This is a genomic window from Limnohabitans sp. T6-20, assembly GCF_003063505.1.
Classification (GTDB): Bacteria; Pseudomonadota; Gammaproteobacteria; order Burkholderiales; family Burkholderiaceae_C; genus Limnohabitans_A.
In genome coordinates this window covers 1-22,234 of the sequence record NZ_NERW01000002.1, presented here as the reverse complement: position 1 = coordinate 22,234, position 22,234 = coordinate 1, and the positions used below count along the sequence as shown (strand labels likewise).

The window sequence follows — 22,234 nt, the reverse complement described above, 5'->3', positions numbered from 1 at the left end:
GAGGATGGGACCACTCGGGACTTCACCGATTCAGTGGAATCTTGCCTTTGGCGATTTCACTTCGCCAATGATCGAGCAGGTCCTGGAACATCTTCCGGGCCGGGATTTCGGGCTTCCAGTCAATTGCTGCTCGAATCTTAGTGTTATCGAACATTTGGTAGTCAGCATCGATCGGGCGCAGGCGGTCCGTGTCAGTCTCAACTTTGATGTCCTTGCGACTACTCATTCCGATCAGCAACTCGATGACTTCGGGTAGTTTGAAGACTTCCTCGCCGGCAATGTTGAAGAATTCACCGCAACGGACGGTGCCGCGCTCACTGGCTTGGAGCAACATAAAGTAGGCCCTGACCGCATCCCTTGCATCCTGGAAGGTTCTAGTGCTCGACAGATTCCCCACTTTGATGATCGGCGCCTGGTGGCCCGCCTCGATCATTGCGATCTGCTTGGCCACAGTACTTTCAAAAAAGACATCGCTTCGGCGCGGGCCAGAATGCGTGCCCATCCGGGTGACAAAGGTGCGGACTCCATAAGCTTCGCCGTAAAACTGCCCAAGGTAGTCGGTACCAATCTTGCTGATGCTGTAGGGACTGGCACCGTGGAAAGCGGTTTCCTCCGACAACGGAATACCTGGCTTTGCCTTGCCATACACCTCGCTAGATGAGCAGACGTGCACAACCGGATCGTATCCGTCCGTTTCTTTGAGTTGGCGGATGTTCTCCAGCAAATTCGCGGTACCAATGATGTTGGTCTGCAAGGTTTCGATTGGAATATTGAACGACGTTTTCGGATATGACTGTGCCCCAAGATGCGAGATAAACTCAGGCTTCAAATCACGCAACATGCGTGCCATGGCCGAATAGTCGTTCAGGTCGGCGTACACCAAACTCATGCGGTCTTTTCGGTTGATACGGTCTGTCAGGTGGTACAGATTGTCCATCGGCTCCTGCCAACGCAACATGCCGACAACGTCAAAATCCGTGTTTTCCAGAACGTAATCAGCAAGCTGCGAGCCGACCTGGCCGGTTATTCCTGTAATCAATACTTTTTTCATGGTGCAAATATGTAATGTTTTGCCTTGGGCTATTTCCGTGCCAGACCTGCGTTTTCTTCGTACCACTGATAAGTCTGGCGGATCCCGTCAGCAAGTGCGGTCTTTGCTTCGAAGCCTGTCGAGGCCAGCCGGTCTAGGTTGTAGTAGCGCACCAATTGGCCGTCAGGTTTGTGGGAATCCCAGACAACTGGCACACCCGTCAGTGTATGCAGCGTGTCCACAATGTCGCGTATAGGATGCCGTTGGCCGCTGCCCATATTCACCGGCCCTTCGATGTGCTTGAGGATGGCGATCAGTGCCTGTGCAGTGTCATCAGCGAAGGTGAAGTCACGGATAGCCACACCACTGCCCCACACATGAACGGATGTACCTTGGGCTCGTGCAGCATGGAATTTCGCGACCAAGGAGGGAATAACGTGCCCCTCCTCCACGTTAAAGCTGTCATGCGGCCCGTACAAGTTGCCGCTGATGACAAATGCCGAGGCCAAACCATATTGCTCCCGGGCTGCATCCAACTGAGCTAGCATTAGCCGCTTGGAATGCGCGTAAGAGTCTTCAGATGGGTGGGGTGGACCGATCCAAACTTGGTCTTCGAACAGCTCCGGCTGTCCCTTCAGTTCGGGGTAAACGCAGCCGGATCCCATAGCCACGATTTTCTTGACTCCGCTACGCCGCGCATACTCGACCACATTGGTATTGATCAGGACGTTGTCAACCAGGATGTCAGACTTGTAACGCGTGTTGCCACCCAAACCATGCACGCGCGCCGCCATATGGAAGACATAGTCGGGACGTAGTCTTTCCATCAAGGCCTGCACTGCCACACCATCACGCAAATCACAGTCCCGACTACCAATTGACACTACCTTAACAAAACCGTCGGCGGCCAAGGCAGTCCCAAGGGCCCGCCCCACTAAGCCTGTCCCGCCCGTGATAAGGACTGTGGCATTTTTATCAACTACAAATGTATTACTCATTCTCGGATCTCCATATTTTGGCAACTTTGTAACGGGCGAAAAACTTGCTGATATAGGACGGATTCCAGAATAGGGAAACCATCAACAATGCTGCGCAACGAAGCGTGTCCATCGCGGAAACGGCCACCAGTGCACGGATAACCTGTAGCAAACCTGCAGACTCGTAAAGGAAGCGGACCATGTCTGTGCCCATCAAATTGGCAAATGCGGACACTGGGAGCCGGGTGGACTTGAACAAGTGATATTTGGTCAGGATAAATTCCGCTTGCGAACGGGCCGACTTGACACGCACGCGCGATGTCACTTCATGCTTGCGGAATCGACTCAGTTTGCTGGCTGAGAATTCGGCCCCCCCTTGGCGCAGAACGTCACCTACGAACAACCAGTCACCGGTCAACCTGAGATTCTTAAGGAACGGCGTAAACCCCTTGCGAAAGGCCTCGGCTTCAAATAATGCGGAACTCATGTTCGGAACCATCTGCCCGCGCAGCTGATAGCGAATGAGTTCATCCTTACCCGCTGCAGAGAAATCCTGATCCCAGCGACTTTCCCGCCAAATGTCATGGAAGTAGCTTTCGGTACTTCCAATCACCTCGCTCTGATCGTCGATCACTAACGAGTTGCAGTAAAACAGTACCGATCCGGGTGCCCCGAGCAGGCGTGTGACTGCCGTCTGTAGGAATTCGGGCTCGGCCACATCATCGCTTTCGCATACCCATATGTAGCGGCCCTTGGCGAGCTTGCAAATGCGCTCCCACGCTGCAAAGGGTGTCCCGGAATTCTTCTGGTTTCGAATGTACTGAAATCCATGTTGCTGCTGCAGCGCCCGGATGAGCGCATCCGAATCGTCTTGGGATGCATCGTCGATAACGATCAATTCCACGGCCGGATAGGTCTGTCCCAAAATCGACTCGATGCGCTCGCGAATGTAACGCCCGTGGTTGTAAGACGGAACCAGTGCAGTGACCAGTGGAAGAGCTCCCGTCATACTGCACCTTTAACGACATAGACGATGCTAATCTGTGGCCACTTAGATTGCCAAGAATAGTGCTCTATGGCGAGTTTCCGTGCTGCTGTCGCCATGCGCTGGTTGAATTCCAAATCGGTCAACAGACGGATGCAATCTCTCGCGAAGTCAGCGGGCGACTCTGCTACACAAACATTTTCACCATTACGGTACGCCAGCCCTTGTAGGGTGACAGGCGAAACGACGCAAGGAACTCCTAACACCGCGTACTGATTGACCTTGCCGCGAAAACCTGAACCACCCAGGCCTGGCGCAATGCCAACACGGGCATCGGCAATATGGGGGCCTATCTCCGGCACCTCGCCGACCAGCTCCAAGCTGGCATCCTCGTACTTTTTAAACTGCGCCATGTCACCCCTGCCGACGACAGAAAGCTTGTAGCCTGGAACGCTTTTCTTAACGAGGGGATGAACGTGCTCGAGGAACCAGTTCAGCGCGTCGATATTTGTCTGGGACCCAAAGTAAGCAACATAGATAAGTTTTGCATTCTTGCTTGCGGCCTGAGCCGGTACAAAGCCGGGGCTCAACGCGTCGCCAAATTCGATCTGCGAAATGCCGGTTTCGATGCTGCGTACCTTCCCGCCACCACCCACTCGGCGGAGAAAGGAAGCATCGGTTTCGGAGACGCACACTGTTTCGTCCGCCTTCCGGCAGAAGCTGATTTCTTCAAGCGCCGCTTGTAGCCCACCCGCCAGTCGCCTAATTCCGTGCAAATTACCTCGACGGAACATTGCCACCAACTCAAGGTAGAACGCCTTGGCCAAAGACTCCATAGGAGTAAAGATGACCTTGGATCCGATCGCACGAAAAGCATCCATCCGGCGTGCCGTTTGATGAAATTGCAGATCAACAAGGTCATAACGCACCGATAAACCACCCTGCAGCAAGCGCAACTCTTCCGGGTTGAGGTCGTCAGAATTGGTCAAGTAAATATTGTCGAAGATCGCGTTAGCGTCATCAAGCGACCAGTCAATGCCAGGTCGGCTGCAGGTGAAGAGATCAATCCGGGCGTCGGGACACTTCGCACGCAACAGAGCGTACATGTCCAATATCCGCAGTCCGCCCGCATGGGCACGGGTCGGGCAATAAAAGCTCGTCAGCAGGACGCGGTACTTTTCCGACAAACGGGCTGGTGCATTCGGCTCCTCTTCAGGTGTTCTCTTACCACCCAAATTCTGGACGGACACAACCGTTGCCTGGGGAGCAAATTGGTTTTCTGGGGCCTTAGGGGTTGTCTTCATTGAGCTACCCAGGAACCGTCTCGTCAGATTGACCATCGTACGCATCGGCGAGGTGACCCGCCAAGACGTTGATTGACGCAGAGCCCGCAACTCAAGCTTTAATGCAGCAATCTCGTCCGTCTTTGGCTGCTCTCTCTCCAAAGACTGGATCGCTACGGATAGGTTAAAAATTCGGGCGTCCCGCTCAGCGATTTCTTTTTCATGCAGGGACTTTTGGTCCGCGCGATCAAGACAATATGTAGCCCTTAGATTTTTAAGCTCTTCCTGCAATTGCTCATATCCAGCCTTCTGCGAATCACGATCCAGAATCAAGGACTGGATAGTTTCATTCAACGTGGCAATCCACACATCGCGTTCGGAGATTTCGCTGATTGACTTCAGTTCCTGATCTAGCAAGCCCACCTGCACTGCGGGGAGTTGCACGTCGGAAGCAATTGCGATCAGATAAAGGGCATTGGCCAGCCCCTTGACCGGGGGCGCAAACTTATCATCAATTCGGGCGGTAATGTTTTCATAAAGGCCCTCTTCCTGGAGGATCAGAGAGCCATAAGCTGCACGCTGGCCAAACATGACGTGCTTCTTGAAATGGTCTGCCAAGAGCTGAACAAATTCCTCTCGATACAGTTCCTTGACATGGTATTCATTCTTGTAGCCGGGCTTATCTGAATACTCCAATTTATCCGGGCAAGAGATGAGCAGGACACCATCGGGCTTCAGCACACGCTTGATCTCCCTCATCATCTCTTCATGCTGATCGTGGTGCTCGATAGTCTCGAAGCTCACTATGACATCGACGCTATGGTCCTCCAGCGGGATGGCAGCGCAAGAGCCTACGCGATACTCCAAATTGTCCGCACGGTATTTCTCTCGTGCGTGTATCACTGCGTCTTCCGAGATATCTACGCCCACCACGCTGGATGCCGATCTAGCCATCAGGGCACTTCCATAGCCTTCGCCGCTGGCAATATCGAGAATGCACTTCCCCTTCACCAGCTGCTCAGCAAACAGGTAGCGGTGAAAATGCTCTAACTCGACTCCGCCTTGAATACTGGGAAGGTATCTCTCACCGGTCCAGGGCAGTTCTGTCACTTGCTTGTCGGTATTATTCATATTTAAGACTCTTGCCCTACTGTTCCATACAACACAGCAGTCTGGGCTGCGTTTAGTGCTCTCATCTGTCCGTATCCCATCACGCGTTCTCCATACGGATATCAAGCATCGGTATACCAATCAGGCCGGAAGATACGCTGCTGGATTCCGACTTGAACATGACTGCATCATGAATCCAGTGATGTTGCTCGTGCTCGTCCTGTGTGCCATCTGCTACAGCGGCGCCGATGCTGTATTCCCCCGCAGGCAGCAGAGGCATCTGAAAGGTAAAGAATGCCTGCAATTCACTTTCGTGCGGGCTATGGAAAGCCTTGTCTTGATAAGACAAAAAGGTATTTTCACCAAACAGGACTTGACCCTTACGGTCTTTAACAGAAAACCCTACTATGGGTGAGAGCAGATACTGATTCACCTGCACGGCTATCCGGATCGTTACCCTCTCGCCACCGACAATCCACACCATAGACCGCCCCTCTTCATTGAGCATGCTGACATCAACAATGCGGGCGCCCCCCATGCCAAAAGATGGGGCAGATGGATCGAACTGAAACACCTGTAAGTCGTTGCGCAAATTGCTGTTATTGATGAACTCAAGGCGTTGGTCAGTCGCTGGCAAGGTTCTGTCAACAACCTTAGCTGGCTTCAATTTCGTTGTGCTGCCCACCCCTTGCTGGGCCTCATAGAAGGACTGCAAATACGAGGCGCATAGATCCTTGGGTAGCCCCTCCTGCAAAATCTCACCTTTTTCGATCCAAATTGCATAGTTACACAGGTCGAGGATGGCGTGCGTGTCATGACTTACAAATAGTACAGTCCCTTTTTCCATGAATTTGCGCAGGTAGCGCATGCACTTCTGGGTAAAAAAAGCATCGCCCACGGCCAAGGCTTCATCCACCACCAAAATATCCGCATCCACGTGAGCGATCACAGCAAAGGCCAGCCGCACATACATGCCACTCGAGTAGGTCTTGACTGCTTGGTGGAGGTGGTCGCCAATGTCGGCAAACGTGGCAATGTCGTCAAAACGTTGATCGACATCTTCTTTGCTCAGCCCATACAGCGATGCCGCCATGTAGACGTTTTCCACACCCGAGAATTCGGGGTTAAAGCCTGCACCCAGCTCCAGCAGCGCCGCCACGCGGCCATTGACCTTGACTTCGCCCCCTGTGGGGTTTAGCGTGCCGCAGATCATTTGCAGCAAGGTGGATTTGCCCGAGCCGTTGCGTCCGATGATGCCGACGGTCTCGCCTTTTTTGATCTTGAAACTGACGTCTTTGAGTGCCCAGAATTCTTTGTAGTACTGCTTGCGCCCGCGCATCAGCATTTGCATTAGGCGGTCGCTGGGCTTGTCATAAATCTGGTAGCACTTGCCCAAGCCATTGACTTCGATGGCGTATTCTGTGGTGTCAGATGTGGTGTTCTCAGAGGACATCGGCAAATCCTTTGCGGGTCTTCTGGAACCAGGCAAAGCCCAGCAGGGCAAACGCCAGAGAGCCAGCCGCATACAGCGCCAGCAGCGTCATATTGGGCATTTGGCCCCAATAAAGCAGGTCTCGCGCCATTTCAATGGGGGGCGTCAGCGGGTTTAAAAACATCAGCGGCTGATAGGCGGGCGGCAATGACGATGCGGGGTAAAAGATGGGCGTCAAGAACATCAACACCGTGATGACCAAACCGATGATCTGACCCACATCGCGCAGGTACACGCCCAAAGAAGCCAAGGCCCAGCTCAGGCCCATGACAAACAGCACCAGCGGCCCCAGCACCAGAGGCAACAGCAGCACATGCCAGTGCGGCACACCAAACAGCATCAGATACGCCACCAGCCACACCCCCAAGCTGACGGCAAAGTGGAACAGTGCGCTACCCATGCTGACCCAGGGCAGTACTTCAAGGGGGAAGACCACTTTTTTGACGTAGTTGACGTTGGACAGGATGAGACCAGGAGCGCGGCCCACACATTCAGAAAACAGGTTGAAAATCATCAAGCCTGCAAACAGGACCAAGGCGAATTCGGTTTTGGAGTCGCTGCCGCCAGCACCCCAGCGGGCCTTGAAGACGACACTGAAAACGAAGGTGTAAACCGCCAGCATAAAGATGGGCGTGGCCAGCGACCAGAAGATGCCCAGCATGGAGCCTTTGTAACGGCCCACCACTTCGCGGTGGACCAAGTTTCGGATCAGGCCTTTGTTGCGCCAAAGGCTGGCGACCATCTCGCGCGGAGATGCAGAAAAATCTTGCATCAGGCAAACACCTCAGCCTGCGCCAGCGTCAAGCCCGCTTGGTCTTTGGCCGACAGTTGAGGCGTGAGCCCTTGGGGCCAGGTGATGCCGATGGCAGGGTCGTTCCAAGCAATGCAGCGCTCGTGGGCGGGAGCGTAGTACTCGGTGGTTTTGTACAAAAAGTCTGCAGCGTCTGACAGCACGACAAAGCCGTGGGCAAAGCCTGGGGGCACCCAAAATTGTTTGTGGTTGTCTTCAGTCAGCTCGACCCCAGCCCATTGGCCAAAGGTGGGGGAGCTTTTGCGGATGTCCACGGCCACGTCAAACACAGCGCCCCGCACCACGCGCACCAGCTTGCCTTGTGGCTGCTGCAGCTGGTAGTGCAAGCCGCGCAGCACGCCATGTGCGCTGCGGCTGTGGTTGTCTTGCACAAAGTTCACATCCAGGCCAGTGACTTGGTTGAAGTCTTGCTGGTTGAAGCTTTCAAAAAAGAAGCCCCGGCTGTCGTCGAACACTTTGGGCTCGAGGATCAGGACGTCGGGGATGTTTGTTTTTGTGACGGTGTAAGGCATTACTTGAGCAGGTTCAATAGGTATTGGCCGTAGCCGTTTTTGGCCAGGGGCTGGGCCAGCTTTTGCAGTGCCTCGGCGTTGATCCACTTTTGGTGGAAGGCAATCTCTTCAGGGCAGGCGACCATGAGGCCTTGGCGTTTTTGCAGGGTATGAATGAAGCCTGCAGCTTCAAGCAGGCTATCGTGGGTGCCGGTGTCCAGCCAGGCGTAGCCACGGCCCATGATTTCGACGTTGAGTTGGTTCAGCTCTAAGTAGCGTTTGTTGACGTCGGTGATTTCCAACTCGCCACGATGTGATGGTTTGATGTCTGCGGCAATGTCGCAGACCTGCTGATCATAAAAATACAAGCCCGTAACGGCGTAGTTGCTCTTGGGCGCTTTGGGCTTTTCTTCGATGCTCAAGGCTCGTTGCTGGTCGTCAAAGTCAACCACACCATATCGCTCGGGGTCATGCACATGGTAAGCAAACACGCTGGCACCGCTGTTGCGCTGGTTCGCGCTGTCCAGCAACCTAACCAGGTCGTGGCCATAAAAGATGTTGTCGCCCAAGACCAATGCGCTCGGGTCATTGCCAACAAAGTCTTTGCCGATGATGAAGGCTTGCGCCAGGCCGTCGGGGCTGGGTTGCACGGCGTATTGGATGTTCATGCCCCACTGGCTGCCGTCGCCCAGCAGCTCTGTAAAGCGGGGTGTGTCTTGTGGGGTGCTTATGAGCAGCACGTCTTTGATGCCCGCCAGCATGAGGGTGGTCAGCGGGTAATAGACCATGGGCTTGTCGTACACGGGCATGAGCTGTTTGCTCACGGCTTGCGTGACGGGGTAGAGGCGAGTGCCGGAGCCGCCTGCAAGGATGATGCCTTTGCGTTGGGTCATTTGGCGGCTCCTGCATATTGCTTACTCACCCACTCACGGTAGGCCCCGCTTTGTACATGGGCGACCCACTCGGGGTTGGCCAAGTACCACTCGACGGTTTTGCGGATGCCGGTGTCAAAGGTTTCGGCGGGCTTCCAGCCCAGTTCGGCTTCGAGCTTGCGGGCATCGATGGCGTAACGGCGGTCGTGGCCGGGGCGGTCGGTCACGTAGGTGATCTGGCTGGCATAGCTGCCCCCGTCGGCTTTGGGGCGCATCTCATCGAGCAGCTTACAAATGGTTTGCACAATCTCGATGTTGGGCTTTTCGTTCCAACCGCCCACGTTGTAGACCTCGCCCAGTCGCCCGGCTTCGAGCACGCGTCGGATGGCGCTGCAATGGTCTTTGACGTACAACCAGTCTCGAATTTGCATGCCGTCGCCGTAAACGGGCAGGGGTTTGCCCGCCAGCGCGTTGACGATCATCAGCGGGATGAGCTTTTCGGGGAAGTGATAGGGGCCGTAGTTGTTGCTGCAATTGGTGGTGAGCACCGGCAGGCCGTAGGTGTGGTGCCAGGCGCGCACCAAGTGGTCGCTGGCGGCCTTGCTCGCGCTGTAGGGGCTGTTGGGCTCGTAACGGTTTGTCTCGGCAAAGGCCGGATCAGATTGGCTCAACGAGCCATAGACCTCGTCGGTGGAGACATGCAAAAACCGGAAGCCGCTTTTTGTGGGGGCCTGAGCAAGGGCTTGAGCCTGCCCCCCTGTGGGAGCGAGCCCCTGCTCGCGAATGTCTGAATCAGCCAACCCGCCCCAATACCCCCGTACCGACTCCAACAGACGGAAGGTGCCCACGATGTTGGTCTCAATGAACTCCCCCGGGCCATGGATAGAGCGGTCCACATGGCTTTCGGCAGCAAAGTTGACCACGACGCGGGGCTGGTGCTCGGCCAGCAATCGACTGACCAAAGCGCTGTCGCCGATGTCGCCTTGCACCAATTGGTGGCGCTCGTCGCCTTGCAGGCTGGCCAAGGTCTCGGGGTTGCCCGCATAGGTGAGTTTATCGAGGTTGATGACGGCCTCGTTGCTGGCGGCCAGCCAGTCGAGGACAAAGTTGGCACCTATGAAGCCGGCACCGCCAGTCACGAGAATCGTCATTTTGAATACAGGTAGTTAGATTTTTTTGAACACTGCGGCAATGATGAGGCTGATGGTGCCCCGCCATGTTTGGCGGTATAGGCCGCAGACTTCGAGCATGCGAAAACGGTGCCTCAAAGTGGAATGCCTGAGCCGGACAAAGAGATCAAAGATTTCTCTCGATTCTGGGGTTAGCAAGTCTCGCGCTTGGTTAAGCGCAAGGATGTTGCGGTCCGTCCATGCTTCAAACCGCCCTTGAAAAACCAGAAAAATCCGCTTGAATCGCGCCGCGATGGTCGTGTTGCCACCCACCAAGGCTTGTGCGTGCTGACGGTAAAGGATGTAAGACTTTTCGTCATAGAACACCCGACCACCAGCACCGGTGATCAACTGGTAAAGCCACCAGTCATGCGAGACGGTGGGCACCATGCCGGCCTGCTCAATCAGTTTTTTGGCCGCTTGGTTGAACACCATGGTGTTGCCGCCTGCAATGCTTTGTATCAAGGCATTGCGGAAGCTTCGGGGGTACACAAACAGCGTGGATTGCTCATAGGGTTTGAGGTTGTCGCGCACATAGGTGGTGCGCCCACAATAAACATAGGGTTGCTCTGGGCGTGCGTGTTGCTGGATGTGCTCTACAGCCACTTGCAGTTTGTTGGGGAGCCACACATCGTCTTGGTCGCTGAAGGCGTACATGTCAGCCTGGAGCGTGGTATCGCACGCCATGGACAAGAAGTTGTGGCAAAAGCCCTGCCGTGGCCCTTGGCGCACCGTCAGCTGCCCTGGTGCCCAGGCTTGGGTGTGCTTCTCTATTTGGGCCAGCGTGTCGTCGGTCGACCCATCATCACTGACCACCAAACGCCAGTTGGCATGGGTTTGGTTGGCAAAAGATTCGAGCTGCTGACCGATGTATTTGCTGCCGTTGTAGCTGCCCATGAGGATGGCAACCGAGGGCTGAATGGAACTTTGCGGTGTCAAAATGCTCAATGGATTGGCGAGAGGGGGGCGGGGGCGAGGCGCATGGTTTTTGCTTGAAGCTTTAGCTTGGCTGGCATTCGCTTGCGGGGGCAAGCTCCTACAGGTGTGTTGTCAAGTAAGCGGTGTTGGTGATTTCTGTGGGAGCGAACCCCTGCTCGCGAATGGGGGTTGGGCCACTGCGAACATGAGGCGACAGGCAAGCTACCGCAGTCCGGCAAGGTGTTTTGCAGACTTGGGACCGGGGCCATAGGCTTTCAGCTTATGCGCGCAGACTGACGCGAAGCTTGGCAAATGGGCCGTTTTGGGTAACCCACGATTGTATTCTTGAGAACGATGCCGACTCTTAAAAAATTAACCCAAAATGGTGCATGTCTAAAAGATTTAAGGGAATTTGTAGAATTTCGGCGCGGGTTAACCCGATGGGTTAACCCGCAACAGGCCGGTGCGCTGCAGGTATCAAAGTGGTGCAGAGGAACCGAAGCGGCGGTCACGGCTGGCGAACCAGGTGATGGCTTCTTTCAGGCGCGCAGGCGAAAACTCGGGCCAGAGGTCGTCGGTGAAGAACATTTCGGCGTAGGCGGCTTGCCAGAGCATGAAGTTGCTGATGCGGGATTCGCCCCCCGTGCGAATGAGCAAATCGACCTCGGGCGCATAGGAGGTGCTGAGGTAGGGGGCCAGCGTGTCTTCGGTCATGTCTTGCAGGGTTTGACCGGGGTGGGCTCGCTGCCAGGCTTGGGCCGCCTGGATCATGTCCCAGCGGCCGCCGTAGTTGGCACACACCGTGAGGGTGATGCGGGTATTGGCGGCGGTTTGCTGCTCGGCTCGGGCAATGAGGTCTTGCAGCGCGGGGGCAAAGCGGGTTTTGTCGCCCACCACTTTCAGGCGCACGCCGTTGGTGTTCATGCTGTCCACTTCTTTTTGCAGGTAAGACATGAACAGGCCCATGAGGCTGGAGACTTCTTCTTCGGGGCGTTTCCAGTTTTCGGTGCTGAAGGCGAACAGGCTCAGGTGCGGTACACCCAGCTCAGCACAGGTTTTGACGATCTCGCGCACTTGCTTGGCCCCCGCCGCATGCCCCAGCGCAGCAGGCATGAAGCGCTTTTTGGCCCAGCGGCGATTGCCATCCATGATGATGGCAATGTGCTGCGGCAAGGGGTTGGAAGGCGTAGATGAAGACAAGGTGGCGTGCGGGGCTGAATGGTTGCAGATTTTAGAGGCATAGCGAAGTGCAGCGAGTGCATCCGGGGTCACAGGTGCCTGTATTTCAACGTCTGACTTGTCGTGCAATAGAGCCGCACGCCAAATCAAGCCAAATATTGGAATGATCGTGCTAAAATTTAGCCATGTCTTTGATGGATGCTATTTTTACGCCAAGCCAAGCCAGTGTCTGGCGTTGGATTTTTGGTTCGCCTGAACGAAGTTTCCATTTGAGCGAGTTGCGGCGGCTGACGGGGCTGAGCAGCGCGTCTTTGCAACGTGAGGTGAACCGCTTGGCGGACGCACATTTGGTGAGCACGCAAAAAATAGGGAATTTGCGTTGCTTCAAGGCCAACCCTGACAGCCCCGTTTTTAACGAGCTGGTGTCGCTGACCCGAAAGACATTGGGTGTGTCGAGTCAATTGCAAAAGGCTTTGTTGCCACATGCCGAACAACTGCAGTGGGCTGGTTTGTTTGGATCGGTGGCCAAAAATTCAGACTCAGCGAGCAGCGACATCGATGTGATGCTGGTGGGTGATGACTTGCGGTTGAGTGATGTATTTGAGTGGCTTGCCCCTGTCGAAGCTGCCTTGGGCAGAAAAATCAACCCTACTTGCTATTCACGGTCAGAATTCAACGACCGACGAAACGAAGAAGGCTCATTTGTTCACCAAGTGCTGGCACAACCTTTGTTGACTTTGACAGGAGACTTGAATGGGCCTGGATGAACTGAGGAATTTAGCCAAGATTGGGCAACTGAAAACCGAGCCATGCAACATGCAGGAGGTCAAGCGCTTGTTGTCGATGGCCCGAACGAGGCTCGAAGATGCTTCTTTGAAGCAGATGTCTTTGGAGGGGCGCTTTACCAGCGCCTACAACGCATCGCATGCCGCAGCTTTAGCGGCTTTGCGCTGGCATGGTTACCGCAGCGAAAACAGATTTACGGTGTTCCAGTGTCTTGTGCACACTTTGGGCTGGTCTGCTTCGCAATGGCGCGTTTTGGATGCCGCGCATCAAAAACGCAATTTGGCCGAATATGAAGGCTTCATGGATCTGCAAGAAGCACTGGTGACGGAGCTGATGGAATTGGCTCAAAAATTGATCGATGACACCGTTTTGATGACTCAAAACTGAAGCGGATTTTCGAAAATCCACGAGCCGCGTGAGGCTACTACTGACCGCGTCAGTCTGCTCTATCCAGACTAGGTGTTGACTTCAACCTGGTGGTGTTCAAGCTGCACCACTGTAGGGCGGCCCAAAATTTCGAGCAGCACAGCGACGCGTTTGCTGGAGACGCTTTGAATGAGGCCTTCGATGCCGCCCAAGGCGGTGTGTTTGAGGCGCACGGTTTGGCCGGGTTTGAGGTTGCTGAGCTCTTGCAGTGTGGCGTGGTTGCGGTCTTCTTCAAGCTGCCGGATGCGTTGCACGAGATCGCCCTGCAATTGGGCGGGCTCGAAGCCAAAGCGGACGATGGTGGCAATGCCTTTGGTGCTGCGCACCACCGAGATGCTTTGCTCGGGTTTGCTGGGCCTGAACAATATGTAGCGCGGGAACATGGGTTCAAACAGCGCCACCGGGCCTTGCTCGGTTTTCTTGAATTTTTTGTAGAGCGGCAAATAGGCTTCGAAGGCTTGCTGCTCGAGGTTGACCTGGGCGATTTGTTCTTGCCGTGGTTTGGTGTAGGCCAGGTACCACCGGTCTGACGGCGCGGGGATGCCAAAGAGGGCGTCAGCAGTTTCGGGGTTCTGGGTCATTCGGTATTTTTTTGCAGGCTGTCTCGGGGGTGTATTTTAACGGGCGGTGGCATGCCTATCTGGCTTGGATGAAGCCACAAAAAAACCCCGCAACAGCGGGGTTTTTTCATTCAAGTGCAAGCCAATGGCATTCAGGCAATCACGAATGGGGTGCGGTCTTTGCCTTCAATCCATTTAGGGGCTTTGCCACGACCTGTCCAGGTCTGGCCAGTGGCGGGGTCGCGGTATTTGGCAGCAACTTTGCTGGTGGCTTTAGGTGCGCCGGATTTGGCACCACGGGCAGGGAAGATGTCTTGGGCGGTCAGGCCATATTCGGCCACGAGTTCGCGTGCTTTGGCAACGGCACTGGAGATTTCGTTCTTGCGGGCTTGGGCAATGGCTTGCTCCAGGGCTTCGCGCTGGGCCAATAATTCTTTGTAGCTTGCGGTCATGTGAGATCCTGATTAGAAATAAGAGTGTTGAATATACACCAAGCAATATCTACAGATATCCATGATTTGGATATACAAGGTATTTTTTATTGAAAATCATCCGAATCCAAAGCTGTGATTAAAAAAATAACAGGTACGGGACTTTGGGAATGGCCTCACGGCGAATGAGGATACCTTGGGTAAATCCATTATCCATAATGGTCAAAGATTTACTTTAGCGGTGCAGCTTGGCGCTTTTCAGAGAATCAGCGACTCATGGCCGCATGCCTTGCCAATGCCTGCGCAAACAGCAATCCAATCAGGGCGTTTCAGAATTGTATTGCGCTTGTGTGGCCAAAACCCTGTCAATGCGGCGGCCTTCGAGCTCGATGACTTCAAAGCGCCAGTCGGCCAATTCGATCACCTGCCCTTGGGTGGGCAATTGGCCCAGCGCATACATGAGCAGCCCGGCCAGGGTGTTGTAACGGTTTTTGTCTTCGGCAGGCAGCTCCTTGATGTCCAAACGGGCCTTGAGTTCGTTGACGGGCATGATGCCGTCGAGCAGCCAACTGCCGTCGTCGTTTTGGGTGGCCCAGGCGTCGGTTTGGGTGTCGGGCTTGAGCTCTCCAGTGATGGCTTCGAGCAGGTCGAGCGGGGTGAGCAGGCCTTGCACTTCACCGTATTCGTCCACCACAAAGAGCATGCGGCTGGATTGGTCACGCATTTGCTCCAGCAGCTCCATGCCGGTCAGGGTTTCGGGCACGAAGTGAGCGGTTTGGGCGTGGTGTTCGAGGGGGCGCTCGTCGCTGTGCGGCAGCGCCAGCAGGTGCGACAGGCTGATCACGCCAATGATGTGACCCAAGCCATCGCGGCAAACGGGGTACCAGGAGTGATTGCCTTCGCCGCGCATTTGGTTGATGCGGTCCATGGCTTGTTGGGGCGTGAGGCTGGCTTCGAGCCATTGGATGTCGCTGCGTGGCGTCATCATGGAGGTGAGCGCGCGGTCGTCGAGGTGGAACACGTTGCGCACCATTTGGTGTTCGTGTTCTTCGATCAAGCCGGCATCCACGCCTTCGACCAGGCTGGCGGTGATTTCTTCTTCGGTCACGGCGCGGCTGCCTGTGCTGTCGATGCGCATGAGCTTGAGCATGCCTTGTGTGGACAGTGACAGCAGTTTGACAAACGGCCCTGCGGCTTTGGCCAACCAGGCCATGGGCCGCGCCACCAGACGGGCCACGGCCTCGGGGTAGAGCTGGCCAATGCGCTTGGGCACCAGTTCGCCAAAGATGATGGTGGTGAAGGTGATGATGGTGACGACGATGGCGGTGGCGGTGATGCCCGCCACCGATTCGGTCAGGCCCCACGCCACCAGCTTCAGCGCCAAAACCGCACTGAAAGCGGCCTCGCCCACGATGCCATTGAGCACGCCGATGGAGGTGATGCCCACTTGCACGGTGGACAAAAACTGGGTGGGTTCTTCAAGTAGCTGCAGCGCCGCATGCGCGCCTTTGTCGCCCGCCTCTTCCATGGCGGCCAAGCGGGCCTTGCGGCTGGAGGCCAGCGCCAGCTCTGACATGGCAAACACCCCGTTGAGCAGGGTGAGGAAGACGATCAATAAAAAATCCATAGCCGCCATTGTGCCAAGAGTGGGGGGTGGCCTGAAACAAGATGGGTCGGGGCGAAAGAGAAAGTGACAGCGCAGGCCAGCGATGAAGCGATTTGGGACAATCTCACCAACGAGGTACTTATGGCTGTTTATTGGGTGGGTGATGTTCAGGGTTGCGATGCGCCTTTGGGGCGATTGCTGGACGAGGTTGATTTCTCTGCGAGCCGCGACAGCTTGTATGAGTTGGGCGACTTGGTGAACCGGGGGCCGGCATCAGAGCAGGTGCTGCGCCGTTTGATGGCGATGGGCAACGCCGTGCAGTGTGTGCTGGGCAACCATGATTTGCATTTGCTGGCGGTGGCGGCCGGGGCGGGCCGACTCAAGCCGATGGACACGCTGGACGGCATCTTGCACGCGGCCGACCGCCCTGCCCTGCTGGACTGGCTGCGCCACCAGCGCATGGCCATTTGGGATCACGGGGTGCTGATGGTGCACGCGGGGGTGCTGCCGTCGTGGTCGGTGGCGCAAACCTTGGCTTTGGCGGGCGAGGTGGAGGCGGTGTTGCGTGGGCCGAACCTGAACGATTTTTTGCACCAGATGTATGGCAACGAGCCTGCCGCCTGGCGCGATGATTTGACGGGTGTGGCTCGTTTGCGAATGGTGGTGAATGCGCTAACCCGCTTGCGCTTTTGCTCAGCGGCCGGCGAGATGGAATTCGAGGCCAAAGAAGGGGCCGATGCGGCACCTGCGGGCTTCATGCCGTGGTTTGATGTGCCAAGCAGGCAAACAGCCAATGTGACGGTGGCTTTTGGCCACTGGTCGACCTTGGGCTTGCTCAAGCGCCATGACGTGTGGGCACTGGATACGGGTTGCGTGTGGGGCGGCTGCCTGAGCGCGATGCGCTTGGGTCACGACGGTCGGCATGAATTGATCCAAGTGAAGTGCGAGCAGGCACAAAAACCGGGTTGACCAGCAAATGGGGTCTGACCCCGATTAACTCTGACCCCGATTAACGCCCGTCTGCCTGCAGCTGGGTGCAACGCCTCCCTGTAGGAGGTCGCCCCTGCGGCCGAATGCGTGCAGTGGCTCCAACGACCATTCGCGAGCAGGGGCTCGCTCCCACGAATACAAGGCACCGTCTGCCTGCGGCCGAGTGCACAACCTTCTTGTAGGAGGCCGCCCCTGCGGCCGAATGCGTGCAGTGGCTCAGCCTGCCGGTTTGAGCAACACCACCAATGCCCCCGCGCCGCCTTCTGCGGGTTTGGCCTGAACGAAGGCCATGACCTGGTTCTTTTGAATCAACCAGCTGTGCACCTTGGGCTTGAGCACCGACGTTTTGCCGGGTGAACCCAGCCCTTTGCCATGCACCACGCGCAGACAGCGCAGGCCTTGGCGGTGGGCATTGCGGATGAATTCGGCCAGCGCCACGCGCGCCTCGTCACTGCGCAGGCCGTGCAGATCGATCTCGCGCTGGATGGACCAGCCGCCTTTGCGCAATTTTTGGGTCACGTCGATGCCGATGCCTGGCCGCCGAAAACTGAGAGCGTCGTCGGTGTCGAGCAAGGTGCTGACATCAAAGCCATCGCTCAGCGCATCGCGCAACACCGCTTCTTCGTCCTTTTGGCGTTGCACCGCGACCGGTGCAGGGGCGGGTGAGCTGATGCTGGCCTGGTCGTTCTGGGGCATGCGCTGCACAACCCCGACCGCACGTGCAAACAAGTTGGCCTCGGCCTCGCGCTGGCGTGCGGCGGCCAGGCGAGCAGCTTCTGCCGCTTGTGCTTTTTCGTGGGCCTCGGCCAGTTTTTTCTGGACTTTCTTGAGGTCTTGCAGGGAATTGATTTTCACGGGCTGATCGTGCCACAAAAGGCGCTTACTTGACGAACACCCAGCCCATTCATACCTTCGGCCGCGGGGGCGGCCTCCCACAGGGGAACGGTCTGCTGTCTTTCGTGGGAGCGAGCCCCTGCTCGCGAATGGCAGGCGTAGCCTCTGCACGCATTCGGCCGCAATCTCGCAAAAAGCATCAGTCGCCGCGATTGCGCATCCAGTCGGCGGTTTTGAAGAAGCTGGCGTTCAGGCGCTCGCGCAGCACCGGATCGACCTGGGTTTCTTGCATGGCTTGGTCCATGCAGGCCAACCATTGATCGCGTTCAAGGATGCCGATCGAGAACGGCATGTGGCGCATGCGCAGTCGCGGATGGCCAAAGCGCTCGGTGTAATGCTCTGGGCCGCCGAGCCAGCCGCACAAAAACCAAAACAGTTTGTCGCGCGCATCCTGCAAGGTGCTGCCATGGGCTGCGCGCAATTCTTTGTAGGCAGCCTCGATGTCCATCAGATCGTAAAACCGCTCGGCCAAGGCCTTGACGCGGGCCTCGCCACCGATCCACTCGAACGGGGTGTCAAACGGGGGTTTGTCTTCGATTTGCATGGCTTGTATTTTGCAGGAAGCGGTGCCGATGGTTTCGTGTGGGGGCTAGCCACTTCTCGCGAATGACGGCCGGAGCCGCTGCAAGCATTCGGCCGCGGGGGCGGCCTCCCACAGGGGAACTGCCCTGCGGTCTTTCGTGGGAGCGAGCCCCTGCTCGCGAATGGCGGCCGGAGCCACTGCACGCATTCGGCCGCGGGGGCGACCTCCCACTGGGGAAACAATTGGGATCTGACCCCAATTCATTTACTCTGCGGCTTGTCGCAGGGTTTGCATGACAGGTTGGCGCAGCACACCAGACAGGCTGAGGCTGCCTGCGACCCAGGCCAGCAGGGCACCCAAAGTGCCTCCAGCCAAGGGGGCCCAGAGTGGGGGTTGCCACGAAAATTCGAACGCATAGCGGGCCAGCGCCCAGCCCACGACCAAGGCCATGCTGCTGGCCATGAACCCGGCCAGCCAGCCCAAGCCCAACAGTTCGGTGCGCTGCACCTGAGCGAGCAAAGCGCGCCCAGCCCCGAGCGCCCGCATGATGGCGTATTCGCGTTCGCGCGCCTGGCGGCTGGCGCCCACAGCGGCCAACAGCACCATCAGGCCTGCGGCGAGCGTGAAGGCAAACAGGTATTCGACCGCGCGGATGACTTGGTCCATGACGCGCTGCACTTGCGCCAAGGTGCTGCGCATGTCGACACTGGTGATGTTGGGGAACTGGTTGACCAGCGCATTGTCAAAGCCCGCCAAGCCTTGCGGCGAGCGGAATGCGGCCATGTAGGTCATGGGCAGGTCGGGCATTTGCGAGACGGGGAACATCATGAAGAAGTTGGCACGCATAGAGGTCCAGTCGACCTTGCGCAAGCTGGTGATGCGGGCCTCGCGGGTCTGGCCTGCGATGTCAAAACGCAATTGGTCGCCCAGCTTGAGGCCCAGCGTGTCGGCAATGCCTTGCTCCACGCTCAGGCCATCGGTTTCTTCGGGCACCCAACGGCCTGCGGAAAGGGGGTTGTGCGCGGGCAAAGTGGCCGAGTGCGAGAGGTTGATTTCGCGGTCGATCAGGCGTTTGGCGCGGTCGGCTTCAAAGTCTGCAGGACCGACCTCGCGACCGTTGATGGCGACCAAACGGCCCCGGATCATGGGGAACCAGTCGGGTGACTGCACGCCCGCTTTGTTCAAGCTCGCCAAAAAGTCGCTGGCTTGCTCGGGCTGCACGTTGATGACAAACCGATCAGGCGCCTTGGCGGGTGTGGCTTGCCGCCAGCTGGCGATCAAGTCGGTGCGCAGCAGCACCAGCAGGGCTAGAGCCAGCAAGCCCACCGACAAGGCGCTGACCTGCACCACCGCAAACACGGGGCGTGCCGCCACTTGGCGCGTGGCCAGTCGCAACCAGCGCGGCGCTTGTTCGCCAGGCACGGTGCGGCGCAGCAACCACAAAGCGGCGGCGGCCAGCCCGGCAAAGACCAGCAGGGCCAAGGCAAAACCACCCACAGTGATCAGGCCCAGCGTGAGGTTGCGGCTGACCATGAGCAGCGTGAGCGCAAAGCCCACCAGACCCATGACCAACACCAAACCCGAGCGCACTTGCAGGCTGCCCAGGTCACGCCGGATGACGCGCAAGGGCGGCACTTTGGCCAACTGCAACACAGGCGGCAAGCCAAAAGCCACCAGCAGCGTGAGGCCCATGCCCAGACCCATCAAGGCGGGCTGCACGGTGGCAGCGGGCAGTTGTGCATCGATCAAACCTGCCAACAACAGCACAAAGCCCAGGTGCACGCCATAACCCACCAACACGCCCACAGCGCTGGCCAACAGGCCCGCGCCCAGAAATTCCAGGCCATAGCTCAAAGTGAGTGTGCGCTGGCTTTGCCCCAAAACCCGCAGCAAGGCACAGGCATCGAGTTGCCGCTCGGCAAAACTGCGGGCCGCCAAAGCCACGGCCACGGCGCACAGCAAGGCGGCCAGCAAGGCCACCAGATTCAAAAACTGGGCAGCGCGGTCCAGCGTTTGGCGCATTTCGGGGCGGCCGCTGTCGAGCGATTCGATCTGCACACCCCGCACATGCGACCGCTCCACTTCGGGCTTGGCCCATTGAACAAATCGCTCGGCCGCAGCGGCATCGCCTGCCACGGCCATGCGCCAAGTCACGCGACTGGCGGGTTGCACCAGGCCAGTCGATGGCAGGTCGGCCGCGTTCAGCATGACGCGGGGAGCAAAGGTCATGAAGCCTGCACCACGGTCGGGTTCGCGCTCGATGATGGCCGTGATGCGGAAACTGCGGTCGCCCAAGGCCAGCAGTTGCCCGGTTTTCAGATTCAGGTTGTCGAGCAAAGCAGGGTCGACCCAGACCTCGCCAGCGGGCGGGATGCGCAATGGCTTGGCACCTGGCAACTCGGCGCTTAAAGCACCGGCCACCGATGTGGGAACGGCTGCAGCGGGACCGCTGGAAGGGTCAGGCAAGACCTGCAGCTGACCGCGCAGCGGATAACCCGGCTCGACCGCTTTGAGGGCGACCAGCCGACTGGCTCCGCCTTGCTCGGCCATGGCGCGGGCCATGGTCGGAAAAGTCACGTTGGTGTTGGTCTGCAGGCCCAGTTTTTGGGCCTGCTGCACAAAGGCTTGCGGTGTGCTTTGGTCACTGACCACCACCGCATCGCCGCCAAGCAGCTGACGCGCATCGCGCCACAAGCCCGACTGCATGCGGTCAGCCAAAAATCCCACGGCTGTGAGCGCCGCCACAGCCAAGGCGACCGAGAGCATGAGCAGTCGCAATTCGCCCGCACGCAAATCGCGCCACAAATTGCGCCGTCCCAGCCGCAGGCCGTGCATCCATCCTTGTTGATTCATGCCGCAACCTTACCGCACAACACATTCACGGCGGGGCGAAAGGCATTTCTTTGTGCCCGTTCAAACATTCGGCTGCAGGGGCAGCCTCCTACAGAGACAGCACCTCTGGGTTGTCGTGGGAGCGAGCCCCTGCTCGCGAATCTTGGCTGGAGCCAATTCACACATTCGGCTGCGGGGCAGCCTCCCACAGGGACAGCACCTTTGGGGTTTCGTGGGAGCGAGCCCCTGCTCGCGAATGGTGGTCAAACAGACTTGCCAGCCCAAGGCCGGGTGACTAGCATCCTCACAGGGAGCACACAACATGGCACAAAAAGCCGAGTCACACCGCTTGCGCACTGGACGCCATTCACAAGCAGGACAGGTGTATCTGCTGACGATGGTCACGCTCAACCGCCAAGCTGTTTTTGAGGCGTTTGAAGCAGCTCGTTGCCTCATCCGCACTTTGAGCGCAGAGGACCGTCTGGGCAGAGCCAGCACTTGGGGGCGGATTCAACCGGTCGATGCAACGCATTCGCTGAACATCTCAGCGGGCGTATGGAAGCCGAGCGTTTTGCGCGGCCTCTCGTTTAATTGTCGCGCAATCGCGTTGAGCTGAACCTGCGAATAGCCCGAGATGTTCACGCCCTTAGGTAGGTACTGTCTGAGTAGTCCATTCGTGTTCTCGTTGCTGCCGCGTTGCCAAGGGCTTTGCGGATCGCAGAAGTAAACCTGGATGTCTGTGTGTTGACGCCGATCCAATATTGACCACCTGTGCCGATTGAGTTTTGACCAGGGGCTTGAGCCAGCTTTTATGTCGGCTGGCTGTGGATAACTATAAGTTCAATTGTCGTCCTGCAGCTCCTTTCTCT

At 57.2% G+C, this 22,234-nt stretch carries 21 protein-coding genes and 1 pseudogene; 4 read left to right on the top strand and 18 right to left on the bottom strand.

The genetic code is table 11. From position 1 onward, the window contains the following. Window positions 1-22: 22 nt before the first annotated feature. From B9Z33_RS06310 to uppS, 11 genes are all read right to left on the bottom strand, one after another. Window positions 23-1,051, bottom strand: a complete 1,029-nt coding sequence (locus B9Z33_RS06310; RefSeq protein WP_108286213.1) for a GDP-mannose 4,6-dehydratase — start codon at window positions 1,049-1,051, stop codon at window positions 23-25. A 29-nt stretch (window positions 1,052-1,080) separates the two neighbouring features. Then, on the bottom strand, window positions 1,081-2,028 hold the full coding sequence (locus tag B9Z33_RS06305; protein ID WP_108286212.1) for an NAD-dependent epimerase/dehydratase family protein: 948 nt from the start codon (window positions 2,026-2,028) through the stop codon (window positions 1,081-1,083). Then, on the bottom strand, window positions 2,021-3,016 hold the full coding sequence (locus B9Z33_RS06300) for a glycosyltransferase family 2 protein (protein ID WP_108286211.1): 996 nt from the start codon (window positions 3,014-3,016) through the stop codon (window positions 2,021-2,023). The genes B9Z33_RS06305 and B9Z33_RS06300 overlap by 8 nt, the downstream gene beginning before the upstream one ends. Then, the gene (locus tag B9Z33_RS06295; protein WP_108286210.1) at window positions 3,013-5,406 is read right to left on the bottom strand and encodes a methyltransferase domain-containing protein; all 2,394 of its coding nucleotides are present in this window, start codon (window positions 5,404-5,406) and stop codon (window positions 3,013-3,015) included. The genes B9Z33_RS06300 and B9Z33_RS06295 overlap by 4 nt, the downstream gene beginning before the upstream one ends. A 79-nt stretch (window positions 5,407-5,485) precedes the next feature. Next, the gene (locus B9Z33_RS06290) at window positions 5,486-6,838 is read right to left on the bottom strand and encodes an ABC transporter ATP-binding protein (RefSeq protein ID WP_108286209.1); all 1,353 of its coding nucleotides are present in this window, start codon (window positions 6,836-6,838) and stop codon (window positions 5,486-5,488) included. Then, window positions 6,828-7,649 (bottom strand): ABC transporter permease, encoded by an 822-nt coding sequence (locus tag B9Z33_RS06285; RefSeq protein WP_108286208.1) that lies wholly within the window; start codon window positions 7,647-7,649, stop codon window positions 6,828-6,830. Before B9Z33_RS06285 ends, B9Z33_RS06290 begins: the two co-directional genes overlap by 11 nt. Next, window positions 7,649-8,200 carry a dTDP-4-dehydrorhamnose 3,5-epimerase gene (gene rfbC / locus B9Z33_RS06280; RefSeq protein WP_108286207.1) on the bottom strand — a complete coding sequence of 184 codons (552 nt, stop codon included), beginning with the start codon at window positions 8,198-8,200 and terminating at the stop codon, window positions 7,649-7,651. The genes B9Z33_RS06285 and rfbC overlap by 1 nt, the downstream gene beginning before the upstream one ends. Further along, window positions 8,200-9,072, bottom strand: coding sequence for a glucose-1-phosphate thymidylyltransferase RfbA (rfbA, locus tag B9Z33_RS06275; RefSeq protein ID WP_108286206.1), 873 nt, complete (start codon window positions 9,070-9,072; stop codon window positions 8,200-8,202). The genes rfbC and rfbA overlap by 1 nt, the downstream gene beginning before the upstream one ends. Next, window positions 9,069-10,202: a dTDP-glucose 4,6-dehydratase gene (gene rfbB / locus B9Z33_RS06270; protein WP_108286205.1), complete on the bottom strand. Its 1,134-nt coding sequence runs from the start codon at window positions 10,200-10,202 to the stop codon at window positions 9,069-9,071. Before rfbB ends, rfbA begins: the two co-directional genes overlap by 4 nt. Window positions 10,203-10,217: 15 nt before the next feature. After that, window positions 10,218-11,168: a glycosyltransferase family 2 protein gene (locus B9Z33_RS06265; RefSeq protein ID WP_233252754.1), complete on the bottom strand. Its 951-nt coding sequence runs from the start codon at window positions 11,166-11,168 to the stop codon at window positions 10,218-10,220. Window positions 11,169-11,615: 447 nt separating this feature from the next. Continuing rightward, window positions 11,616-12,338, bottom strand: a complete 723-nt coding sequence (uppS, locus tag B9Z33_RS06260; RefSeq protein WP_255418202.1) for a polyprenyl diphosphate synthase — start codon at window positions 12,336-12,338, stop codon at window positions 11,616-11,618. A gap of 164 nt (window positions 12,339-12,502) precedes the next feature. On the opposite strand from uppS, the gene B9Z33_RS06255 reads away from it, so the two are divergent. Next, the gene (locus tag B9Z33_RS06255) at window positions 12,503-13,084 is read left to right on the top strand and encodes a transcriptional regulator (protein WP_108286203.1); all 582 of its coding nucleotides are present in this window, start codon (window positions 12,503-12,505) and stop codon (window positions 13,082-13,084) included. Further along, window positions 13,071-13,490, top strand: a complete 420-nt coding sequence (locus tag B9Z33_RS06250; RefSeq protein WP_233252753.1) for a hypothetical protein — start codon at window positions 13,071-13,073, stop codon at window positions 13,488-13,490. The genes B9Z33_RS06255 and B9Z33_RS06250 overlap by 14 nt, the downstream gene beginning before the upstream one ends. 68 nt (window positions 13,491-13,558) lie before the next feature. On the opposite strand, the gene B9Z33_RS06245 is transcribed toward B9Z33_RS06250, so the two are convergent. From B9Z33_RS06245 to B9Z33_RS06235, 3 genes are all read right to left on the bottom strand, one after another. Continuing rightward, entirely contained in the window at window positions 13,559-14,110 is a 552-nt protein-coding gene (locus B9Z33_RS06245) for a transcription termination/antitermination protein NusG (protein WP_108286202.1), read from the bottom strand. A gap of 131 nt (window positions 14,111-14,241) precedes the next feature. Next, a complete protein-coding gene (locus B9Z33_RS06240; protein ID WP_108286201.1) occupies window positions 14,242-14,541 on the bottom strand; it encodes an H-NS family nucleoid-associated regulatory protein in 300 nt (99 codons plus the stop codon). Between the two features lie 298 nt (window positions 14,542-14,839). Further along, entirely contained in the window at window positions 14,840-16,147 is a 1,308-nt protein-coding gene (locus B9Z33_RS06235) for a hemolysin family protein (protein ID WP_108286200.1), read from the bottom strand. 120 nt (window positions 16,148-16,267) lie between these two features. Here B9Z33_RS06235 and B9Z33_RS06230 point away from each other — a divergent pair, with 120 nt between their 5' ends. Beyond that, the gene (locus tag B9Z33_RS06230; protein WP_108286199.1) at window positions 16,268-17,095 is read left to right on the top strand and encodes a symmetrical bis(5'-nucleosyl)-tetraphosphatase; all 828 of its coding nucleotides are present in this window, start codon (window positions 16,268-16,270) and stop codon (window positions 17,093-17,095) included. Window positions 17,096-17,332: 237 nt separating this feature from the next. On the opposite strand, the gene B9Z33_RS06225 is transcribed toward B9Z33_RS06230, so the two are convergent. The 3 genes from B9Z33_RS06225 to B9Z33_RS06215 all read right to left on the bottom strand — a co-directional run bounded on the left by B9Z33_RS06225 (window position 17,333) and on the right by B9Z33_RS06215 (window position 21,386). After that, window positions 17,333-17,971 carry a Smr/MutS family protein gene (locus B9Z33_RS06225; RefSeq protein WP_108286198.1) on the bottom strand — a complete coding sequence of 213 codons (639 nt, stop codon included), beginning with the start codon at window positions 17,969-17,971 and terminating at the stop codon, window positions 17,333-17,335. 178 nt (window positions 17,972-18,149) lie between these two features. Continuing rightward, entirely contained in the window at window positions 18,150-18,554 is a 405-nt protein-coding gene (locus B9Z33_RS06220; RefSeq protein ID WP_108286197.1) for a group II truncated hemoglobin, read from the bottom strand. 243 nt (window positions 18,555-18,797) lie between these two features. After that, window positions 18,798-21,386 (bottom strand): ABC transporter permease, encoded by a 2,589-nt coding sequence (locus B9Z33_RS06215; protein WP_108286196.1) that lies wholly within the window; start codon window positions 21,384-21,386, stop codon window positions 18,798-18,800. A gap of 301 nt (window positions 21,387-21,687) precedes the next feature. On the opposite strand from B9Z33_RS06215, the gene B9Z33_RS15600 reads away from it, so the two are divergent. After that, window positions 21,688-21,981 carry a hypothetical protein gene (locus B9Z33_RS15600; RefSeq protein WP_199220339.1) on the top strand — a complete coding sequence of 98 codons (294 nt, stop codon included), beginning with the start codon at window positions 21,688-21,690 and terminating at the stop codon, window positions 21,979-21,981. On the opposite strand, the pseudogene B9Z33_RS06210 reads toward B9Z33_RS15600, so the two are convergent. Next, window positions 21,876-22,106: pseudogene (locus B9Z33_RS06210) on the bottom strand (IS30 family transposase); the annotation flags it as partial. The gene B9Z33_RS15600 and the pseudogene B9Z33_RS06210 overlap by 106 nt on opposite strands. Window positions 22,107-22,234: the final 128 nt, after the last annotated feature.